The sequence below is a fragment of the aff. Roholtiella sp. LEGE 12411 genome, from assembly GCF_015206995.1.
Classification (GTDB): domain Bacteria; phylum Cyanobacteriota; class Cyanobacteriia; order Cyanobacteriales; family Nostocaceae; genus Komarekiella.
On the sequence record NZ_JADEXR010000010.1, the window covers coordinates 1 to 19,218 of the forward strand.

At 44.0% G+C, this 19,218-nt stretch carries 15 protein-coding genes; 6 read left to right on the plus strand and 9 right to left on the minus strand.

Features of this window, described 5'->3' with window-relative positions:
- Positions 1-477: 477 nt before the first annotated feature.
- The 3 genes from IQ246_RS03780 to IQ246_RS03790 all read right to left on the minus strand — a co-directional run bounded on the left by IQ246_RS03780 (position 478) and on the right by IQ246_RS03790 (position 4,979).
- Positions 478-2,361: an N-acetylmuramoyl-L-alanine amidase gene (locus tag IQ246_RS03780; protein ID WP_194000238.1), complete on the minus strand. Its 1,884-nt coding sequence runs from the start codon at positions 2,359-2,361 to the stop codon at positions 478-480.
- A gap of 644 nt (positions 2,362-3,005) precedes the next feature.
- On the minus strand, positions 3,006-4,478 hold the full coding sequence (locus tag IQ246_RS03785; RefSeq protein WP_194000240.1) for a cation:proton antiporter: 1,473 nt from the start codon (positions 4,476-4,478) through the stop codon (positions 3,006-3,008).
- An 87-nt stretch (positions 4,479-4,565) separates the two neighbouring features.
- Positions 4,566-4,979, minus strand: coding sequence for an EVE domain-containing protein (locus IQ246_RS03790; protein WP_194000242.1), 414 nt, complete (start codon positions 4,977-4,979; stop codon positions 4,566-4,568).
- 134 nt (positions 4,980-5,113) lie between these two features.
- Between IQ246_RS03790 and IQ246_RS03795 the strand changes: the two genes are divergently transcribed.
- Positions 5,114-5,863 (plus strand): SIMPL domain-containing protein, encoded by a 750-nt coding sequence (locus IQ246_RS03795; RefSeq protein WP_194000244.1) that lies wholly within the window; start codon positions 5,114-5,116, stop codon positions 5,861-5,863.
- A gap of 61 nt (positions 5,864-5,924) precedes the next feature.
- Here IQ246_RS03795 and IQ246_RS03800 read toward each other — a convergent pair whose 3' ends face one another.
- Complete coding sequence (locus tag IQ246_RS03800; protein WP_194000246.1) at positions 5,925-6,287, minus strand: single-stranded DNA-binding protein; 363 nt, start codon at positions 6,285-6,287, stop codon at positions 5,925-5,927.
- Between the two features lie 372 nt (positions 6,288-6,659).
- Here IQ246_RS03800 and IQ246_RS03805 point away from each other — a divergent pair, with 372 nt between their 5' ends.
- From IQ246_RS03805 to ribD, 4 genes are all read left to right on the plus strand, one after another.
- The gene (locus IQ246_RS03805) at positions 6,660-7,667 is read left to right on the plus strand and encodes a rod shape-determining protein (protein ID WP_162395282.1); all 1,008 of its coding nucleotides are present in this window, start codon (positions 6,660-6,662) and stop codon (positions 7,665-7,667) included.
- 86 nt (positions 7,668-7,753) lie between these two features.
- Positions 7,754-8,563, plus strand: a complete 810-nt coding sequence (mreC, locus tag IQ246_RS03810; protein WP_194000248.1) for a rod shape-determining protein MreC — start codon at positions 7,754-7,756, stop codon at positions 8,561-8,563.
- 23 nt (positions 8,564-8,586) lie between these two features.
- Positions 8,587-9,222, plus strand: coding sequence for a rod shape-determining protein MreD (mreD, locus tag IQ246_RS03815; protein ID WP_194000250.1), 636 nt, complete (start codon positions 8,587-8,589; stop codon positions 9,220-9,222).
- A gap of 418 nt (positions 9,223-9,640) precedes the next feature.
- Positions 9,641-10,873, plus strand: coding sequence for a bifunctional diaminohydroxyphosphoribosylaminopyrimidine deaminase/5-amino-6-(5-phosphoribosylamino)uracil reductase RibD (gene ribD, locus IQ246_RS03820; protein ID WP_194000252.1), 1,233 nt, complete (start codon positions 9,641-9,643; stop codon positions 10,871-10,873).
- A gap of 39 nt (positions 10,874-10,912) precedes the next feature.
- On the opposite strand, the gene IQ246_RS03825 is transcribed toward ribD, so the two are convergent.
- The gene (locus IQ246_RS03825; protein ID WP_194000254.1) at positions 10,913-11,131 is read right to left on the minus strand and encodes a hypothetical protein; all 219 of its coding nucleotides are present in this window, start codon (positions 11,129-11,131) and stop codon (positions 10,913-10,915) included.
- A 302-nt stretch (positions 11,132-11,433) separates the two neighbouring features.
- On the opposite strand from IQ246_RS03825, the gene IQ246_RS30765 reads away from it, so the two are divergent.
- On the plus strand, positions 11,434-11,556 hold the full coding sequence (locus IQ246_RS30765) for a hypothetical protein (RefSeq protein WP_255515439.1): 123 nt from the start codon (positions 11,434-11,436) through the stop codon (positions 11,554-11,556).
- 145 nt (positions 11,557-11,701) lie between these two features.
- Here the strand turns inward: IQ246_RS30765 and IQ246_RS03830 are convergent, their stop codons facing one another.
- The 4 genes from IQ246_RS03830 to IQ246_RS03845 all read right to left on the minus strand — a co-directional run bounded on the left by IQ246_RS03830 (position 11,702) and on the right by IQ246_RS03845 (position 19,142).
- Positions 11,702-13,489, minus strand: a complete 1,788-nt coding sequence (locus IQ246_RS03830; RefSeq protein ID WP_194000256.1) for a serine/threonine-protein kinase — start codon at positions 13,487-13,489, stop codon at positions 11,702-11,704.
- A gap of 214 nt (positions 13,490-13,703) precedes the next feature.
- Positions 13,704-14,249, minus strand: coding sequence for a GIY-YIG nuclease family protein (locus IQ246_RS03835; RefSeq protein ID WP_194000258.1), 546 nt, complete (start codon positions 14,247-14,249; stop codon positions 13,704-13,706).
- A 39-nt stretch (positions 14,250-14,288) separates the two neighbouring features.
- Complete coding sequence (locus IQ246_RS03840) at positions 14,289-14,612, minus strand: hypothetical protein (protein ID WP_194000260.1); 324 nt, start codon at positions 14,610-14,612, stop codon at positions 14,289-14,291.
- A 471-nt stretch (positions 14,613-15,083) separates the two neighbouring features.
- Positions 15,084-19,142, minus strand: coding sequence for a DNA-directed RNA polymerase subunit beta'' (locus IQ246_RS03845; RefSeq protein WP_194000262.1), 4,059 nt, complete (start codon positions 19,140-19,142; stop codon positions 15,084-15,086).
- Positions 19,143-19,218: the final 76 nt, after the last annotated feature.

Consider the following 19,218-nt stretch of genomic DNA (forward strand, 5'->3'; position numbering starts at 1 on the left):
ATCAAAACGCCAAGATTCAAGTCTCGCGGCCATTGCTGGCGACGATAACATGAAGATAGTTCCAATAGTACTGGGTAGTAACCAGTGTAGTTTCACAGTATTTTCTCCTGATTCACATTTATGGGAGGCGTTAATATCTCAACCTATTGGCAAATCCTCACACTGTCACCGCCCAAACTTGAGCTTTGATGCCTGACTTGAGTTTTGCGCTGATCTAAACACACACTTAATGGCGTAAGATTATAGCACGTTAATCTGATTTTGCCATGCGGTTAACGCCTAACAATTCGGTCAGTAAAGCATCAGATTACACCAAAAAAGCGGAATCAACCATATTTATATAAGTCTAATCAATGACACTGAACATCACGCAGAGACTGGCGTTGGATTGTTGGTAAGCGATACAACAATGCCAAAATTCTCTCTAAAATTAATGTTTAGAAAAATATTTACACCCAATTTTTTAGACTAAATTACTTATCTTCTTTTTAGGTACTGGAGAATACCGCGAGCGATCGCCTCCGCCATTTGGTTTTGGTAAGCTGAGGTTCTTAGCTTAGCGATATCCTCCCGACCAGTCAAATAACCTGTTTCCACTAAAATAGACGGCATAGAACTTTTTCTGAGGACATAAAATCTGGCTCGGCGCACTCCTCGATCTCTGACATTGAGACTTTGGAGAATGCTGCTACGGACAATACGAGCTAGACTCAGACCACTGTCGTAATAATAAACTTCTAAGCCACTGACATCTGGACGATTCGGCCCTATTGCATTAGCGTGGATGCTGACAAACACATCAGCATTAGCTCGCTCTGCGAGTTGCACTCTTCCAGGAAGAGTAACAAAATAGTCAGAATCCCGCGTTAGAATTGCTTGCACGCCATTTTGCTGCAAAATGGCTGCGATTTTTCTACCGATGGGCAAGATGACATCTTTCTCACGTACTCCCCCAATACCAATTGCTCCAGGATCTTTACCACCATGTCCAGGGTCAATGAGAACTACCACTTTTCCTCTGGGAATCGGGCGTGGCTGTGTAATAGGCTGGGGATTGGGATTATTTGGGTCTGGGAATGGTATCCGATTAAGCGGAGGTAGGGGGGGTAAGGGAAGTGTTCCAGAGCGTGTGACGACTCCACGAGATCCTTGTAACTGTAGAGCTAAAAGCTGATCACTAACCTGGTTGAGTTCACCAATTTGCACTCCCGCTGCTGGTTGAACCAAGATAACTACAGTATTAGGTTGTTGTGGTTGTAGGCGTACCCGCAGGATAGGGCTATTAGCATTCAAAACCGGGCCTCTAACTCTAGGAGCTAGGTTAGAGTTAGTAATAGTGATGCGATATAGACCAGAGGTTCTATCCCAGCCTCCTGTCGCAGATAAATTTTGGTCGGCTCTAATCAGTAGTTGTGTACCGTTATTAGACAATTCCACAGACTGAATCGTAGCAGGCGAGCTAACAGCAAGTGGCGTACGGGGTAATGGAAGGGGTTTTGACTGATTATCTTGTATATTGTTGGAATTATTACCTCTAGGCAATCTGACAATTCGACTAGGTAGAAACACCAGACCACCAGCACTGCTCTTAGTTGCTTGCCAGTCAGGACTATTTTTGTCTACCCGCAATGTCATGCGAACACCAGGTGGGCGGGTTTGCAGTTGGGTGAATTCGACACTACTAACACCGTGTCGATTAATGGACACATCATCCCGCTGTGCTAGAGATGGTGATAAAGTCGCGCCATAAATGTCCATAAAAATCGTACTGCGATCGCGGCTGCGATTTACCTGAAGCTGAGGATTACCACCAGTGGTGCGGATGAAAAGCCCATCGCCGGTTACTTGCAAGTTCTCAATTTGAGTCGCCCCTTGTGTGGCGTTGGCAACTCTTGATAAGTCAAGTTTAGTCTCAGGGTCTACTGTTACTACACTGTAAATATTTCTTGGGGGAGAGGATGCTACTTTATCAAGCACTGGCGTGGGTAATTGCACCGTCCACCGACTACCAGTATTTCCGATAAATTGCACTCGTTTGGGGTCTAGAGTATAACCGGGAGTGAGTTCGACAACTATACGCGTTGTTTGTTGGTCAAACTGTCCAACACGGATAGAGCGAATTGCACCCCCGACTTGTTGGGTTAGCTGCTCCCGCCCAAATGTGGTTTCTGGCAAATCAATTACCAGACGAGTCGGGTTGAATACTAATTGCGCTTTGGGTTGAACAGCTCCCAAAGTGTTGATTTCCAGTTTGTTTTGGTTGGCATCAAAACGCCAAGATTCAAGTCTCGCGGCCATTGCTGGCGACGATAACATGAAGATAGTTCCAATAGTACTGGGTAGTAACCAGTGTAGTTTCACAGTATTTTCTCCTGATTCACATTTATGGGAGCCGTCAATATCTCAACATATTGGCAATCGTCACACTGACACCACCTAAACTTGAGCTTTGATGCCTGACTTGAGTTTTACGCTGATCTCAATACACACCTGCTGAGGTAATTTACAGTTTGTCCCTCTGATTTTGCCATGCCGTTAGCGCTTAAAAATTAGACCAGCAAAGCACCAAATATTAACAACAAAGAGACAGCCAGAATTTACTCCACTCATTCAAACCCAGTCAGCAAGACTTGAGTTAGTCAGGAATTGATGTTTATTTATTTGATTGCTGCAATTTATGCACTGAGTAAATAATTCCCACAACCGTCAGAGGATCTAGCAAAATTTATGGAAATTACTCCCTAATTACTTGGAAAATATTCAGACTAAGACTGTGGAGTAGGGTGAAATGGGAAACAGATAACATTCCGAATGCTGGTAAAAATTAGAAACAAACGATAATTTTACAATCTCACGGGACGGAGATTTGGGGAGATAAGTTTCCACTTGACTTTAGCAAAATCCACCAAGTACTTATAGAGTCCTGAGTCCTGAGAATTACTCAGAACTCAGTTATGTTCTACATCAAGACGCTGCTAACAACCTGTTTATACTCAGAATTTTAATTAAGTCTCTTGAGAATCTGGGGCTGTCTCCAAACTCTCATCATCGTTTTGCATCATCGCCTGAGGTGGTTCAATTACTAACGACTTGCCAGAGGAACCGTCTAAAATCAGTTTTTCTGAGCTGATATCCAAGGTTTCCGGATCTGGAAATACGAATCGTAACAAGGGAGGAGCTAAAAAGGTTGTCAAGATTACCATCATGATAATGGCTGCCCCTAGTGGTTTTGAAAGAGCGCCACTGGCAGCGCCGACACCAGCAAACACCAAACCGACCTCGCCCCTGGGAATCATGCCTACACCAATCGCTAAACGGTTGATTTGCGGTTGACCAAATACGCTTAAGCCTGTGATTACTTTACCGAGAATGGCTACTATGATCAGGAAAGTTGCCATAATTAGACCTTCCCGATTGTCGGGAATTGCTGGGTTTAAAACTCCCAAATCAGTTTTTGCCCCAACAGTCACAAAGAAAATTGGTACAAGCATATCCGCAATGGGAATAACTTGCTTTTGCAGTTCTTTGCGCTTATCAGTTTCCTCTAGGACTAAGCCTGCTGCAAAAGCCCCCAGAATTGCTTCTAATTGGATGATAGCAGCAAAGTATGCCATGACAAAGGCGAAGATGAATGCTGGTATTACCAGTCCACCGCGTGTTTTAAGTTGATTAGCGATCGCCACAAAGCTCTTATTGAAAACATTGCCTAGCAAGATGGCTCCGAGCAGAAAACCACTGGCGCTGATAATCAAATAAATGACTTTGCTCACATCTACCGCGCCATCTTTAGCCAAGCTAGCAACTACTGCGAGGACGATGATTCCCAGTACATCGTCAATCACAGCAGCACCAAGAATAATCTGCCCTTCTTTAGAATTAAGCCGTCCTAATTCTGACAGCACTTTGGAAGTAATCCCAATACTAGTGGCAGTCAAAGCCGCACCAGCAAAAATTGCGGGTACAGCGTCGATACCAAATATAGTCATTAGTCCTACAGTACCAGCAGTAAAGGGTACTACTACCCCCACTACTGCCACGACGACGGCTTGAAGACCGACTGCCATTAGATCTTTGAGGTTCGATTCCAAACCAATTTCAAATAGCAGGATGATCACACCCAGTTCTGCCAAAACGGAAACGACTTCCGACTGCGCCGCAAATACTTCGGGAGTGGCTTCAGGACTTAAACCGGCAGTGGTTTTGAGGAAGATCATGATCAAAGAACTTGAACTGTCTGCTCCGCCTTCTGGAAACACTAAAAGATGGAAAACAGAGATACCCACTACTACACCCCCGACGAGTTCACCTAAGACAGGCGGTAAACCCACTTGATTTGATAACTCCCCACCAAGTTTACTCGCAAGGTAAATTACCACTAAGCTTAGTAGCACAGCTGCTACTACCATTGAACTGTCTGCTGCTTTTGTTGCGGTTGCCAGCAGAGGAAAAGAGAAGTTGATTGGATCTAACAAATGCATTGGTTCTGTGAAAATCCTTCTCCTTATTTTTACGCGTTTGTGGAATTTAGCTATTTTTATAAATGCGCTGCTGATAGCAGCTATCAATTATTTTGTGCCACTTGTCAGATCAATTAGGTACTGCCAATCAAATTCAGATACCGGGACTACAGACAGTCTGGGAAGTCGCAGTAAGTCAAAGTTTGTGAATTTGCTATCTTGCTTAATTTGGGTTAGGGTAATGGGCTGATTGACTCTTCTTACTGCCCGCACATCCACAACTACTCTTTTGCGATCGCTGAGTGCTGGATCGGCATAAGGTTGACTAACTATCTCTGCTATACCCATGACTTGCCGTTCTTTAGCGGTGTGGTAAATCAACGCCAAGTCACCAAGGAACATTGTACGTAAATGTTTGAGCGCTAAGGCATTGTTGACTCCATCCCAAACTGTACTGCCGTCCCGTTCTAAATCTGAGTAGGAATAATCTTCCGGTTCAGTTTTCAGCAGCCAATACCTCATCACAAAATCTCCAAATGGGTTGGTGTAATTTTTTCAGTTTCCAAAAATGTAACCATTTCAGCTTTTGATTATGGCAATGTCAAAGTAGGAACAGATAAATCGTATCGATATATACTTTTCGGAGGAGTGCAAATATGACGCATGGAGATGCTTTATCCGGTTCTCAGTTTCAACCCAGAAACCTGTGGAAAACACTATCTTTGGCTTTAGTAGGATGTGTAATTTTGACTTTGCCTGCTTCAGCACAAGAAAAAGAAAAATTGTGGAGAACCCTTACTGTTAGTGGTCGTGGAGTAGAAACAATTCCTACAACCCTGTCGCAAGTTAGTTTAGGAGTGGAGATTCAGGGTAAAACTGCACAAGAAGTACAGCAAGAAGCAGCTCGTAGGTCATCAGCAGTAGTGGCTTTGCTGAAGCGCCAAAATGTAGAAAAACTAGAAACTACTGGTATCCGGTTTAATCCAGTTTATAGTTACAACAATAATGTACAGCGGATTACAGGCTATGCAGCCAATAATACGGTGAGTTTTAGGATTGCTACTGATAAAGCTGGTACTTTGTTGGATGATGCAGTCAAAGTAGGTGCAACACAAATTAACAGTATTAGTTTTGTCGCTAATGACGAGGCGATCGCTAGCGCTCAAAAGCAAGCGCTCAAAGAAGCTACCCAAGACGCCCAACAGCAAGCTGATGCTGTCTTTAGTACCTTGGGTTTGAAGCCTAAAGAAGTGGTCAACATTCAAATTAATAATGCTAGTGCGCCTTCACCACCCATTCTGTACCGTGCTGAAGCTGCCAAGGTAAGCAATGCTGATGCTTCCACCCCTGTAATTGGTGGTGAACAGCAAGTAGAGGCATCGGTGACACTACAAATTAGTTATTAGTCAAGAGTCCAAAGTCAAGAGTCAAAGGTTACATAGTATTAGGCTCTTGACCCTTGACTATTTAAAAATGTTCTGGAGACATATCTGCCGTACCGCCTTCTCCATCACGCTTAGAACCTAATAAATCAAGTTGGTCTACTTGGATAACTGGTGAGGATCGGTTTGCTCCTGTTTGGCGATCGCTCCATGTGTCAAACTTTAGGGAACCTTTGACAGCAATTTGCCTGCCTTTACGCACATAATTACCCGCAACCTCCGCCGTTTTTCCCCATAGTTCCAAATTAAACCAGTCAGTATGTTCCCCTTCCTTAGTGCGCCGATTCACAGCTAGTGTCAATCTACACTTGACACTACCAGACTCAAAATACTTTATATCTGGGTCGTTGCCTACACGACCGATGAGAGTGACAACATTGATACTCATGGGTGTTACCTTTCAGTACAGGTGTACTCATTAATCCAGACTCCCATCATAGCGAATTGTGAAACTATTGAAAATAATGTGTTAAACAGTTAACAATATGAAGGAGATGAAAAATGATACATACTACTAGGGGAAACCTCGAAAAGTATACGGATATACTTACTAAACCTGAGAATATCAAAAAGTAGAGGCCTGAGACATAGTAAATATTGCCGAGAATTATATAAAAATATAGTCTGGTTTACTGGACTCAGGATAAAAAAGGTAATAGAATCCAGCACGATTCACTTTTACCGTTGTAGTAAAAAGTATCGCAAATAGGGAGCGTACAGACGCGTGGGTCTTTTCAGAAACTTTCGCACATCATGGGATATGGGTATCGATCTCGGTACCGCTAACACCCTTGTCTACGTATCTGGTAAAGGCATCGTACTCCAAGAGCCTTCTGTAGTTGCTATCGATGTAAACGAAAAGGTAGCACTGGCAGTAGGAGAAGAGGCCAAAAAAATGCTCGGTCGGACACCAGGAAACGTGATTGCCCTCCGTCCCTTGCGGGACGGTGTTATTGCTGACTTCGATACAGCAGAGTTAATGCTGAAAAGCTTTATCCAGCGTGTAAATGAAGGTAGGTCTTTAATTCTACCCCGGATTGTCATTGGTATTCCCAGTGGCGTTACAGGCGTAGAAAGGCGAGCTGTAATGGATGCAGCTGCTCAAGCTGGAGCCAGAGAAGTTTACTTAATCGATGAACCAGTAGCTGCGGCAATTGGTGCGGGACTACCTGTTGCCGAACCGACTGGCAATATGATTATAGATATTGGTGGTGGTACAACAGAAGTTGCGGTGTTGAGTCTCCAGGGTACGGTAATCAGTGAGTCAGTACGCATTGCCGGTGATGAATTAACGGAAGCAATCATACAGTATATGAAGAAAGTTCATAACTTAGTGATTGGTGAACGTACTGCTGAGGACATCAAGATTCGGATTGGCTCTGCCTATCCGACTAACGATGATGGTGATGCAATTATGGAAGTCCGAGGCTTACACTTGCTTTCTGGTTTACCACGAACTGTAACAATCAAGGGGCCAGAAATCCGTGAAAGTATGTTGGAACCTCTATCAGTAATTATAGAAGCTGTGAAGCGGACACTGGAACGCACACCTCCGGAATTGGCATCAGACATTATTGACAGGGGTATTATGCTAGCTGGTGGTGGTGCTTTGCTCAAAGGTATAGATACCTTGATTAGCCATGAGACGGGAATCGTAACACACATTGCCGCTGATCCTTTAAGCTGCGTTGTGCTGGGAACAGGACGTGTGTTAGAAAACTTTAAACAGTTGGAACGAGTTTTCAGCGGGCGTTCTCGCAATATGTAGCAAAAAATATTAGATATTGGGTTCTATTTGGGTTTTATATAAATAGAATCCAATATCTCCTTAAATTATAAAAATAATAGGTATAGATGGTTACTCTACGTAAATGGTGGGGTCATAAAGGGTTACAAATCGGTCTGTTATCTCTGTTAGTTGGTAGTGCTTGGATACTGCGACAGACTCAAGGTGCATTGCTCGTTGAAATGTATCAAGTGATTACCCGTCCGTTGCAGATGTTCCAGCCAGTAGCAAATTCAGAAGAACGTCTTAGAGATGTTCGCTTATTGGAGTTGCAAACCCGCATAGTAGATCTGGAGAGCCAAAATAAAAAATTACAAGATTTATTGGGCTACGTTGAGAAAGAGCCACTTGTATCGCGCCCAATTACAGCGCGGGTAGTGGGACGCAGTGCTGACCACTGGTGGCAACAAGTTACCTTGAATCGTGGCTCGAACGTGGGAATTCAAGAAGGCTTTATCGTTAAGTCTGACGGTGGATTAGTCGGTTTGGTAGAGAGTGCAACTCCCAATACTAGCCGTGTGTTGTTAATTAGTGACCTTAAAAGTCAAGTGGGTGTCACAATTAGCCGCACAGCAGCTAAAGGTGTTTTACGAGGAGATTCCTCTTCAGAAGCTGTGCTGGAGTTTTATGAAAAAGTTCCAAATGTCAAAGTGGGAGATTTAATTTCCACATCTACTTACAGTCAAAAGTTTCCTGCGGGCTTAGCGGTGGGACGTATCAAGTCCCTAGATTTAAAAAAACTCCCAGCATCAGTTGCGAAAGTTGAGCTTTTTCCGCCGATACGTTCACTAGATTGGGTAAGTGTATACCCGAAGCCGACAAACCAAGAGTTGGAACAGCAAACGTCGGCAAACCAAGAACAGCAAAAATCTAATTAGATTCTCGAAAATCTCTCAAAACAATGAAGATACCTTCATTTAGTGGCAGCAGGCAAAAACAGCTAAAATCGCCAGAGCGGAAATCTAGAATTACAAATAAGCCTTTTTCTCATTGGCATCCTAGTTTGCGTCAACTAGTAAATTGGATAGTGACGGTTGGGTCTGTACTGTTATGTTTACTGTTGTTGCCTACCCGCTTACCGGGTATGGAATTACTAGAAATTGGCCCTAACTGGCTGTTAATTTGGGTAGTAGCTTGGAGTGTAAAGCGCACAGTTTTTGCAGGAGCATTAGCAGGTATAATTCTAGGCTTACTTCAAGATGCAATGACTTCACCTAACCCTACTCATGCTTTGAGTCTAGCGATAGTAGGAATTCTGACTAGTCTGCTTCAAAAACAGCGTTTTATGGAAGAAGATTTTATTTCTATTGCTTTAATTGCCTTTGGTATGGCTTTTTTAGCAGAAACTATCTTTGGGTTGCAATTGACTTTAATGAGCGATGCCTATGGCGGGCACAGCCTACGCAAAGTGGCAGATATCTGGACATATTACCAGCGGGTTGCTCTTGCCTCTGCCATTCTCAGTAGTTTGTGGGCACCTGTTGTCTATTATCCACTGAATCTTTGGTGGCAGCGGATGAAATTGTTAGAGCAGTAAATAGGACAGGACTTACGCAAGTGTCATATTTTTAACGCCAGAGGTTGTCCAGAGTCAAAGGTCAAAAGTCCAAAAAACCTTGATTCTTGACCCTTGACTCTTATACCAGAAGCCTTGTGTGCCAGTTGCGTAAGTCTTATAGGAGATAGGAGACAGAAGTTAAGAGTAAAGAGATAGGAGTGAGGAATCATCGGTGCAGACCTTTGACCCTCACTTTTCAATGTTTGGGGCTTTTAGGCAACTCTGGCAAGATGGATTCAAGCTAGAGTGAAGTGTAATGTGAATATTACAGCTGATTTAAGTCGAGACATCAATAATACCTGGATATTACTGTTTTAGTTATTACGTTCAAAGCGCGATTCTCCTGTAAAAAGGCTGCGTCAACGCGTCCAAAATATTTACAGTATTGCCCAAAATTATGGATAATTCCCCAGTGGTCACTCAAGCAGATGCATCCCTACCTAATTACACTCAGGAAAATCCACCTTTAGTAAGATCGGCAGTTGAATCTGATTTATCAACGAAGGAAAGGATTGGAAGTGATTTTGACTGTCGCATGATGCAGCGGTGTTTAGAACTTGCCCGCGGCGCTTTAGGACGCACTTCGCCAAATCCACTTGTGGGAGCGGTGATTGTTAAGGATGGGGAGATTGTTGGGGAAGGGTTTCATCCCCGTGCAGGTGAGCCTCATGCGGAAGTTTTTGCCCTGAAAGCGGCAGGCTTTGGCGCAGCCTCTCCCCAGGAGAATCGCGCTTGTGGTGCGACAATCTATGTCAGCCTCGAACCTTGCAATCACTACGGACGCACTCCTCCTTGTTCAGAAGGGCTGATAGCGGCTGGAGTGGCAAAGGTGGTGGTGGGTATGGTTGACCCTAATCCGTTGGTAGCAGGAGGCGGCATTGCGCGTTTACGTGCGGCGGGGATAGAAGTGGTGGTAGGAGTAGAAGAAGAAGCTTGCCGTCAATTAAATGAAGCTTTTGTACATCGTATTCTTTACAAGCGACCTATGGGCATTTTGAAATATGCCATGACTTTAGATGGTAAGATTGCCACCACCTCTGGTCACAGTGCCTGGGTAACTAGCCAGGATGCCCGCAGTGAAGTACATCAACTACGGGCAGCTTCTGATGCAGTAATTGTAGGTGGTAATACAGTACGACAGGACAATCCTTACTTAACTAGCCATCAGGTGGGGGGGCATAATCCCTTACGGGTGGTGATGAGTCGCCATCTCAACTTACCGAAAAATGCCCACCTGTGGCAAACTACGGAGGCTCCAACTTTAGTGCTAACAGAGAAGGGAAGCTCTACTGATTTTCAAGAACTATTGCTCAAACAGGGGGTAGAGGTGGTGGAGTTAACATCACTTACACCAGATAAGGCAATGGCGTATTTATATGAGCGGGGTTTTTGTAGCGTTTTGTGGGAATGTGGCGGTACTTTAGCTGCTAGTGCGATCGCTCAAGGAGCAGTGCAAAAAGTCTTGGCATTTATTGCCCCGAAAATCATTGGTGGTAGTAATGCTCCTACGCCTGTGGGCGATTTAGGTTTTACTACTATGACTGAGGCTCTGTCTCTAGAACGTGTTCGTTGGCGCGTGGTGGGTTCAGACTGCTTAGTGGAAGGTTATTTGCCCCAAAAAAGTCAATAGTCAACGCTCAATAGTTATTAGTTTCGACTCTGGACTAGATCATGAACACTGGCGTTCATGGGCAAGATCACGAATGAGGGCTAACCTGGATTGAATATAGTGGCTGAGGAAGTCAGTTTCGTTGGGATTTAACAACACTTGCGTTTCGGTTTGTTTTACCAACCACTGCACCAAGCTAGCATCGTCCAGTTGTAAGAGGATCTTTGCTTGGGCAGTTTCAACCACAGACCAAAGCTGACGCATTATCGTAGGAGTCATCAGACCTCAATTGAATCATTAGCTTAGCTGTCTTTAGGTTACATAATTCCAGCCGCACCTTACGACATGAATGTAGAACCTGAGACAAGTATTATTAAAAGCTTCATAATGAGACTTATAACTTTTTATAAGTTTACGAAGATTAAGAATAGAAAACTCTGTCTTGAAAATTGGTTATGGGGCATTGGACATGGGGCATAAAAAGGCGGATTCTGATGTGTTGAGGACAATGCTGGCAAATGTAATACAGATTCAGACTAAGATATTACAGATATTAAAACCCTTAATTTGCCGTACACATTATGATTGCATTTCAAATACAACTTAACAAAGAAGACGTTTGTATTGCAGGTATAGAGATAGAAGGTGTTGTAAGTGCGATCGCCACCTTTGCTAGAAGAACAACAGGACTTACGCACAGGTAACGGAAAATCGTAGACGCATTCGCGCAGCGTCTCGTAGAGAAGCGGCTTGCCGCAGGCTACCACAGAGGACGCAGAAGTCCTAAACAACTTAAACATAAGTATACTGATTAACTAGTTAGGCGAAGGATACTTTACTAGCAGCGGATTAACACTGTTTGGCAGTAGACGGATTCACAAAATCATGTAAGTCTGCATCCCAAATACTAATGTAAATAAAATCACAGTTTTGTCGGATAACCTGACCTTTCAATTTACCTTTTGAAAAACTAAAATTATCCAACTGACCCTGTTGTACTTTCTGTAGTCCTTGCTTAATTTCTTCAGTGGCTTGTCCACTTAACATACCATTCAAGGTTGTCTGCATTACCTGCGGATCTACCGATTGGGCAAAAGAAGCCTCGGTTTGACGCAACACTTTAGAATTACGATCAAATAGATAACCAAGGTCAATTTGATTTGGTACAAGTTTGTAAACAACAGCACGGGTATTACCCCAAACACCTCTTAAATCTTTACTTGGCTTGCCAAGGGTAGCTTCTACGGAGCTTCTTAATGTACCCGTGGGAAATGCTGGAACGTTTTTGCTGGTAGTAGGAGCTAATTTCTTGCGAGACTGGTTGTTTTGTGATGTGGAAACCCCAGTTGTCTGCTTATTTGGTTCCATCTGTGGTGCTGGAATATCTGAAGTTATAGGCTCCTTTGTTGCAGATGGTGTGGATGCAACTGGAAGATTAGGAGTTGCTTTCGGGTTAGGTATTGACAAAGGAGCAGGAGTTATTTGCTGTGGCGGAGGTAAGGTAGGTACAACTGGGGTTGGAGAAGGTTGGGAAGAAACGGGCGGTTTGGCAGATGGAAGAGTGGGAGGCGAAGTTTCTAGTGATGGGGTTGGACTTGTGGCTATATTTACTTCTGGCTGTTGTTGGCGAGTAATGCCAAAAATTGCGATCGCACCAATCAAACCACCTACCACTAAACTCCCAACAATCACAGCAGGTTTTTGCCAACCGGGAGTACCAGAGTTGATAATTGTACTTTGTTGAGGTGAAAATAATGGTTGGGTTTGCTGGGTTGATGTAATAGTTGCAGCTGACTCTAGAGGAATATGATTAGTAGACTGCAAAGCATGTAGCATTTTACTTGCAGTAGTGTAGCGATCGCCTGCATGGGGCTTAATTGCTTGATTAAGTACTCTTGCCAATTGGGGGGAGACATTAGGAACGTGTTGTTGCCAAAGTATTTCTCCAGTTTGCAGATCAGTTAGTAATTGTTGGGGATGTTTGCCAGTCAGCAAATAAATTGCCGTTAAGCCTAAGCTGTAAATATCAGTAGCGTAAACTGGGCGTCCCACAGCTTGTTCACTAGGCATATAACCAGGTGTACCAATCACTAGCGATCGCGTAGGGTGTCCAGGGGAATTCACTACTGAACGTATCGTCTCCTTAACTGCACCAAAATCAATCAAAACCGGCTTGCTATCAAGGGAACGGAGAATAATGTTATCAGGCTTGATATCTCGATGAATAATGCCTTTGCTGTGGACATAATCCAATACTGGTAGTAGATTCCAAAGAATTTGGCTGACAGTCGTTTCGGTTTCACAACCTTTGGCTTCAACGATTTTTTTCAGCGTTTGACCATGAATCCATTCCTGAACAAGGTAAAATTGCCCATTTTCAGAAAAGTAGGCGTAGAGTTTGGGAATTTGATCACTACTTTCACCCAGATACTCTAAAGTCGTTGCTTCCCGTTCAAACCGCTGTTGAATGATTTGATAGGTTTGTGGGTCATTATTGGTTATCGGTTTGAGTTGCTTGATAACACAGCGGCGACGAGAAGGCATATAGGTATCTTCCGCTAGCAAGGTTTCACCAAACCCACCAGCACCGATTACCTGGATAACTTGATAACGATTGTTCAGCAGCGTTGTTGTCATGAACAGTTATAGGCGTAGACACGCACATAAGTCCGTAGCTTGCTTCCCGTAGGGTGCGGAGGCTTCCGACCATCGGAACGGGAGCAAATGGGTTGTCGTCAGACATCGCCCTTTCCATACATCAAGTAAAGTTTATTAATCATACTTACCCCACAGGGTATTTGATTGTATGATATTTACTTCATGTATTAAATATTTTTACTCATGTATGCTCTCATTTTAAGTCGAGTAAACCTTCTTCTTTTAATTTAGGATTAAAGCGAATTTGTATTTGTAAACCACGCGCTTCTAGCTCTGTTAATATTTCTGCTTCTACTCGACGTGCTACATTTTTAATTATTTTCATTTGTGCCAATTCATCATTAACTGGATTTTGATGATTTGCCTGTTCTTCAGTTGTCATTAACACTTTGACATCAATGGGATGAGTCCATTTTTCTTTGTGTTCACTATTTCCTAATAGCACATTGCCATTTTCGGTAATCCAGGCATTCTCAATACTTTCTAAAACTGTGCGACTAGGACGTTCAATGGTTTGAGCTTTCACCCAATAGCATTGTTGTGTCTGACGTACTAAATGCTGCTTTAAGCTCAGATAAACATCGCGAGAATATCCGATAAATTGCAGCACTTTTTCTTGGTCAAAAATCGCGTATACCCCGATTTTACCTTGAAATTGCTCAGGTATTTGACCGTCAGCGTTAATGTAAGGCAAGTATTCCAGAGTTGCTAAGGAGGGGAAATTAGTTTCAGTGGTCATAATGAAATTTAAAACTTGCTAATTATCTTAGTAATTAGACTACTTAATTTTTTTGTAAATTACACAAAGACGGCTGGGGTTAAAAATTTTAGCCTTGAACATGAAATTTGGTGGTACGTTGATTATGGCATAATCATCAGATTCATGATATTTTTCAAATGCTGCGGGCATCCCTTTAGGAGTAGCTAAGCTGTATGGAACTGGCTGAAACAATAGTTCTGTAAATTCTACTTTTTCACACTGCAAATTTTGACAAATCTGTTTTAAGAAAGCTTCACTTGTTAATAATTGGAATAAAGTTTCTTTGACTTGTGGTTCGAGAGTAAAACTGCCATCAAAGTTTTGGACTATTTTAAGGCGCATTTGGTGTACAGATAGTTAATAACGACTGAATGATCATAGAGTGCTAGCTACTAGACATAGGATTGATTCATCGCGCTCTACGCGCTATACAAAGGCTGATAAATAAAGCTTACTTTTTTAGGTTACTAAGGCGACCTTTGTAAAAAATCACCACTTTACAGTAGTTTTCCATTGAGTAGACTACACCAAATAGTTCGTTGCTTGTAGAGTGGGCATTGCAATGAAACCCACTTTAAGATCAGCCTATGGGATTGTGGGACTTCTGTCAGCTATAGGAGGAAGCTGACACGATTAAGAATTATAAAGTTTGACACAGTTTAAGAGTCTGTGAACAAATAATAAGCGCTAGCGCCGATTTTAGTTAGAGCCAACTTCTCGCATACATGTGTCACACCTAAAAACTTTTGAACCAAAAAAGGCAAAAGAAAATTTTCTTTTGCCTTTTTACTTTTTAGCGTTTACCTTTCAGCTTTATTCGTCGTAATCGTCTTCCTCGTCTTCCTCGTAATCTTCCTCTTCATCTTCTTCTACGAGGTCGGTGATTTCATCAGCAATCAACTCATCTTCATCATCTAGAATTGACCTTTCTGCACGTCTGCTGCCAAATCCAGATTCACCAAGGGAAGGAGAATCTAAATTATAGGTGCGAGCTGTGCGGTCATCCAGAACCATATCTAGAGGGTCATCCACCTCATCCAAGACACTACTACTGTCAAGAGCAGCATAGTCTTCGATCGCGCCTGGTTCTTCATAGGCATTGTAACCAGTACCAGCCGGGATCAATCGTCCGATAATCACGTTTTCCTTTAACCCGCGCAGCCAGTCAGATTTACCTTCAATAGCTGCTTCGGTCAGTACCCGTGTTGTCTCTTGGAAAGACGCGGCAGAAATAAAGCTGTCGGTGTTCAAGGATGCTTTAGTGATCCCCAATAATACGGGGGTGTACTGTGCCCGCGCACCACCAGTAATTGCCATAGCTTCATTCACCTGCTCAACTTGGCGCAGCTCTACCAATTCACCGGGAAGCATGGTGGTGTCACCACCATCATCTATCCGCACTTTATTGGTCATTTGGCGAACAATTACTTCAATGTGCTTATCAGAAATATCAATCCCCTGAGACTGATACACCATTTGCACCTCATTCACCAAAAATGTTTGCACCTTTTGCAAAGCATGGCTAGCACAAGCATAGACTCCATCCTCGGAACCCAGGCTAAAGAAGATTTCCAAAATTTCGTGGGGATTAGATGGCCCATCACTCAACGGTTGTCCCGCTAACACATGAGATCCATCTGGCACAATCAAATTTTGTCCTGGGCCAAGAGGATAATCTGTGACTACACCATTTTGTTCAACGATCTTAATGGCGATCGCTTCATCACCATCACCATAAACTACCTTAACTTCGCCAGCTCGCCGACATAAGATACACGCTTCTTTAGGTTTACGAGCTTCGAGCAGTTCCTCAATCCGGGGCAAACCTTGAATAATGTCTCCGGTTTTGGCGCGTTCAAACACCAACAATACCAAGTTATCGCCCCGTTGTACCAAATCGCCATCTTCTATCTGCAAGACAGCACCAGGACTGACTCGGTAGGGACGACCGACGCGGATAGTGATGGCATATTCTTTAGTACTAAGAGCCGATTCCCCAGCAGCAGATGGCGCAGGGGCACTTTTAACATCTACTACTTGCCCAGATTCGGCTGCAAAGACTCCTGGTGTAACTTCTGCGCCTTCTACTAGCAAATCACCCACCTTAACTTTGGGCTGAGTACTAGTATTCATCGTGATCATGTCGGTGTCACGCCGCAATACTAAGCAGCGACGCACATTTTCAGTCCCTTTTTGTACGCCCCGCACAATACCCCCTTCTTTACACAAGATTTGGGTACGTGCCACCACAGAGGCGGGGGCGATGGTGATCCCATCTTGTACCTCAAGTGTCGTCTGGGTACTGCCTTGGGTGGCATCTGCGGTAATATCCCGACGAATCACCAAAGATTCCAAAATTACCAGCTGTAAGCGTTGAACCTCTGAATCTTCGGTATCCGGTATTAATTCAATATCTGCTGCTAAGGGAGAAGCATTGTGGTCTTGTTCACCTTCCTGCTCAATTTCCAACACTAACTGAGTTCGCAGTAGTTCCACACCTTCGACAGATTTAACGCGTTCTGAATCTTTGTAAGGCAGTCGCTGCACAGCCCGCAACTGAATGGAACGCCCAGTTTGTTGGCTTATAGATGTAGTTGATGGCACATCTGGATTGCTCGGTACAGCAAACTCCACTACTGGACGGCTCAACAGGGCTGGGCCTTCTGGTGTCTCCACATATTGGATATACCGCAATTCTGTGGCGACTGCTCCTTGAAATTCTTCACCTGGTTGAACAAAGGTGTTATCTCGGCCAATCACTGCTTCTGGATCGTCCACCATCAGCAGTTCCCCTGGCTTAACCACGACTTCCCGCAGAATGTCGTTTTTCTGGGTAACTTCTACCACGCCACTGGTTTGGCAGAAGATATCTTTTACTACCTCGGTGCCAGCTTCGACAAACTGACCATCTTCTACTAATAGCAGGGAAATATCTTTATTTACTTCGTGAGTTTCTTCGGGAATCCACAAAAGGGTGCCTCCCTCTACCACTTCATAACCTAGCTTGGCTTTGCCTTTTTTCTGGACTTCAACGCCCGCGAATTTCAGGAATCCACCAGTGTTTGTGCGATAGCGGTCATCAATTAACTCAGCTACCACTTGACCATTTTGCACTTTTGTGCCTGGTGTAGCTCGGAGGTTAAATATCTGATTGTTACCAGTAGAAACTAAGTAGTTGTTGCGACCTTGGGAGCTTTGGACAGTCACCGTTGCCTGGTCTAAAACCACAGAAGCAGTGATAATCTCAATTTCCCTGGTACTCTTACCAGGGGTAGCTTCGGGCAAGCGTACTACACCGCCGTGCAAAGTAGTTAACTTGGTTTCTGCTAGAACTCCATTCGAGGCGATCGCATCACCATTTTTCACCACCAATTCTGCACCTGGTGGCAAGTTATAAACTTCTCCAGACAAAATCCAAATCAAGCCACCCTTAGCGGCTGTGGTTGTGGTATTGCCTTGACGGTCTGTTTTTTGTTCTGGGACTACTTCGGCAAATTGCACTTCCCCTGCTAAGTCAGAGGCTACATCTTTAACGGCTTTTTCTGTATTGGTACGAGTTGTACGTCCACCGAGGGCCACCTCTGCCAACAACTGACCCTGTTTTACCTGATTTCCATCAAATACATATAATGTCGAACCTTGAGTAAGATGAACCTCTTGGTTAGGCAGGGTTTCAGAACCTTCTTTTTTGGGTTCTAAAATCAGGATGCCATTTGCCTCAACATACAGGGCATCTTCCCCGTGGCGGGTGCGATATGTTCTGGTCTTTAATTTCCGGGGAAGCTTGACAGTCCCATCGATTTTAGAGCGTACTTGTTGCGCCACTTCTCCGGTAAACACACCACCTGTGTGGAATGTCCGCATGGTTAGCTGAGTTCCAGGTTCGCCGATACTTTGGGCGGCAATAATCCCGACAGCTTCGCCTAAGTCTACCATCTTGGCGTGGGCTAAACTCCAGCCGTAGCAGTGTTGACAGACAGAACGTGCGGCATCACAAGTCAGAGGCGATCGCAAGAATACTTCAGCGACTCCAGCTTTTTCAATTTTCTTTGCTAATTCCTCAGAAACTGGGGTGTTGCGTGGTGCAATCACTTCTTTTGTAGTTGGATGTACTACATCCTCGCCAATTACCCGTCCCATCAACCGTGTTGCCAGGGGAATCAAGGTTTTGGCCCCTTCTGTCATTGGCCGAATCGGAATTCCCCTGGTAGTGCCGCAGTCAAATTCCCGGATAATCACATCCTGGGATACGTCAACTAGACGGCGGGTGAGATAACCGGAGTCAGCCGTCCGTAAAGCAGTATCCACCAATCCTTTTCTGGCACCGTAAGACGAAATAATATATTCCGTTACCGTGAGTCCTTCGCGGAAGTTGGTTTTGATCGGTAAGTCGATAATTTCCCCTTGAGGATCTGCCATCAATCCCCGCATCCCCACCAATTGGCGAACTTGGGAGATATTACCCCGCGCCCCGGAAAATGCCATCATGTACACGGAGTTGAGGGGATTAGTCTTTTTGAAGTGGATGACTACTTCATCTTTGAGAGCTTCACTAGTACCGTTCCAGGTATCAATTACTTTTTGGAAACGTTCAACTTCGGTGATTTCTCCCCGTTGGTAACGAGTTTCGGTGGCGCGGATTTCTTCTTCTGCTGCTTCTAGGAGCGATCGCTTACTTGGTGGCACCATCAAGTCATCTACACTGATAGAAACCCCTGCCTTGGTAGCGTAGCGAAATCCCAAATCTTTTAATTTGTCTGCCATCACCGCAGTTCGCGCCGTACCATAATGCGTAAACGCCCAAGAAATTAAATTTCTCAGCTGACCTTTGTCAACCACGCGATTGCGAAAAATCATTTTTTCGTTAGTCATTAGTCCTGAGTCCTGAGTCCTGAGTCATTGGAGATTGGGGATTGGGTACTAAGGATTGGGTACTGGGAAGAATTTA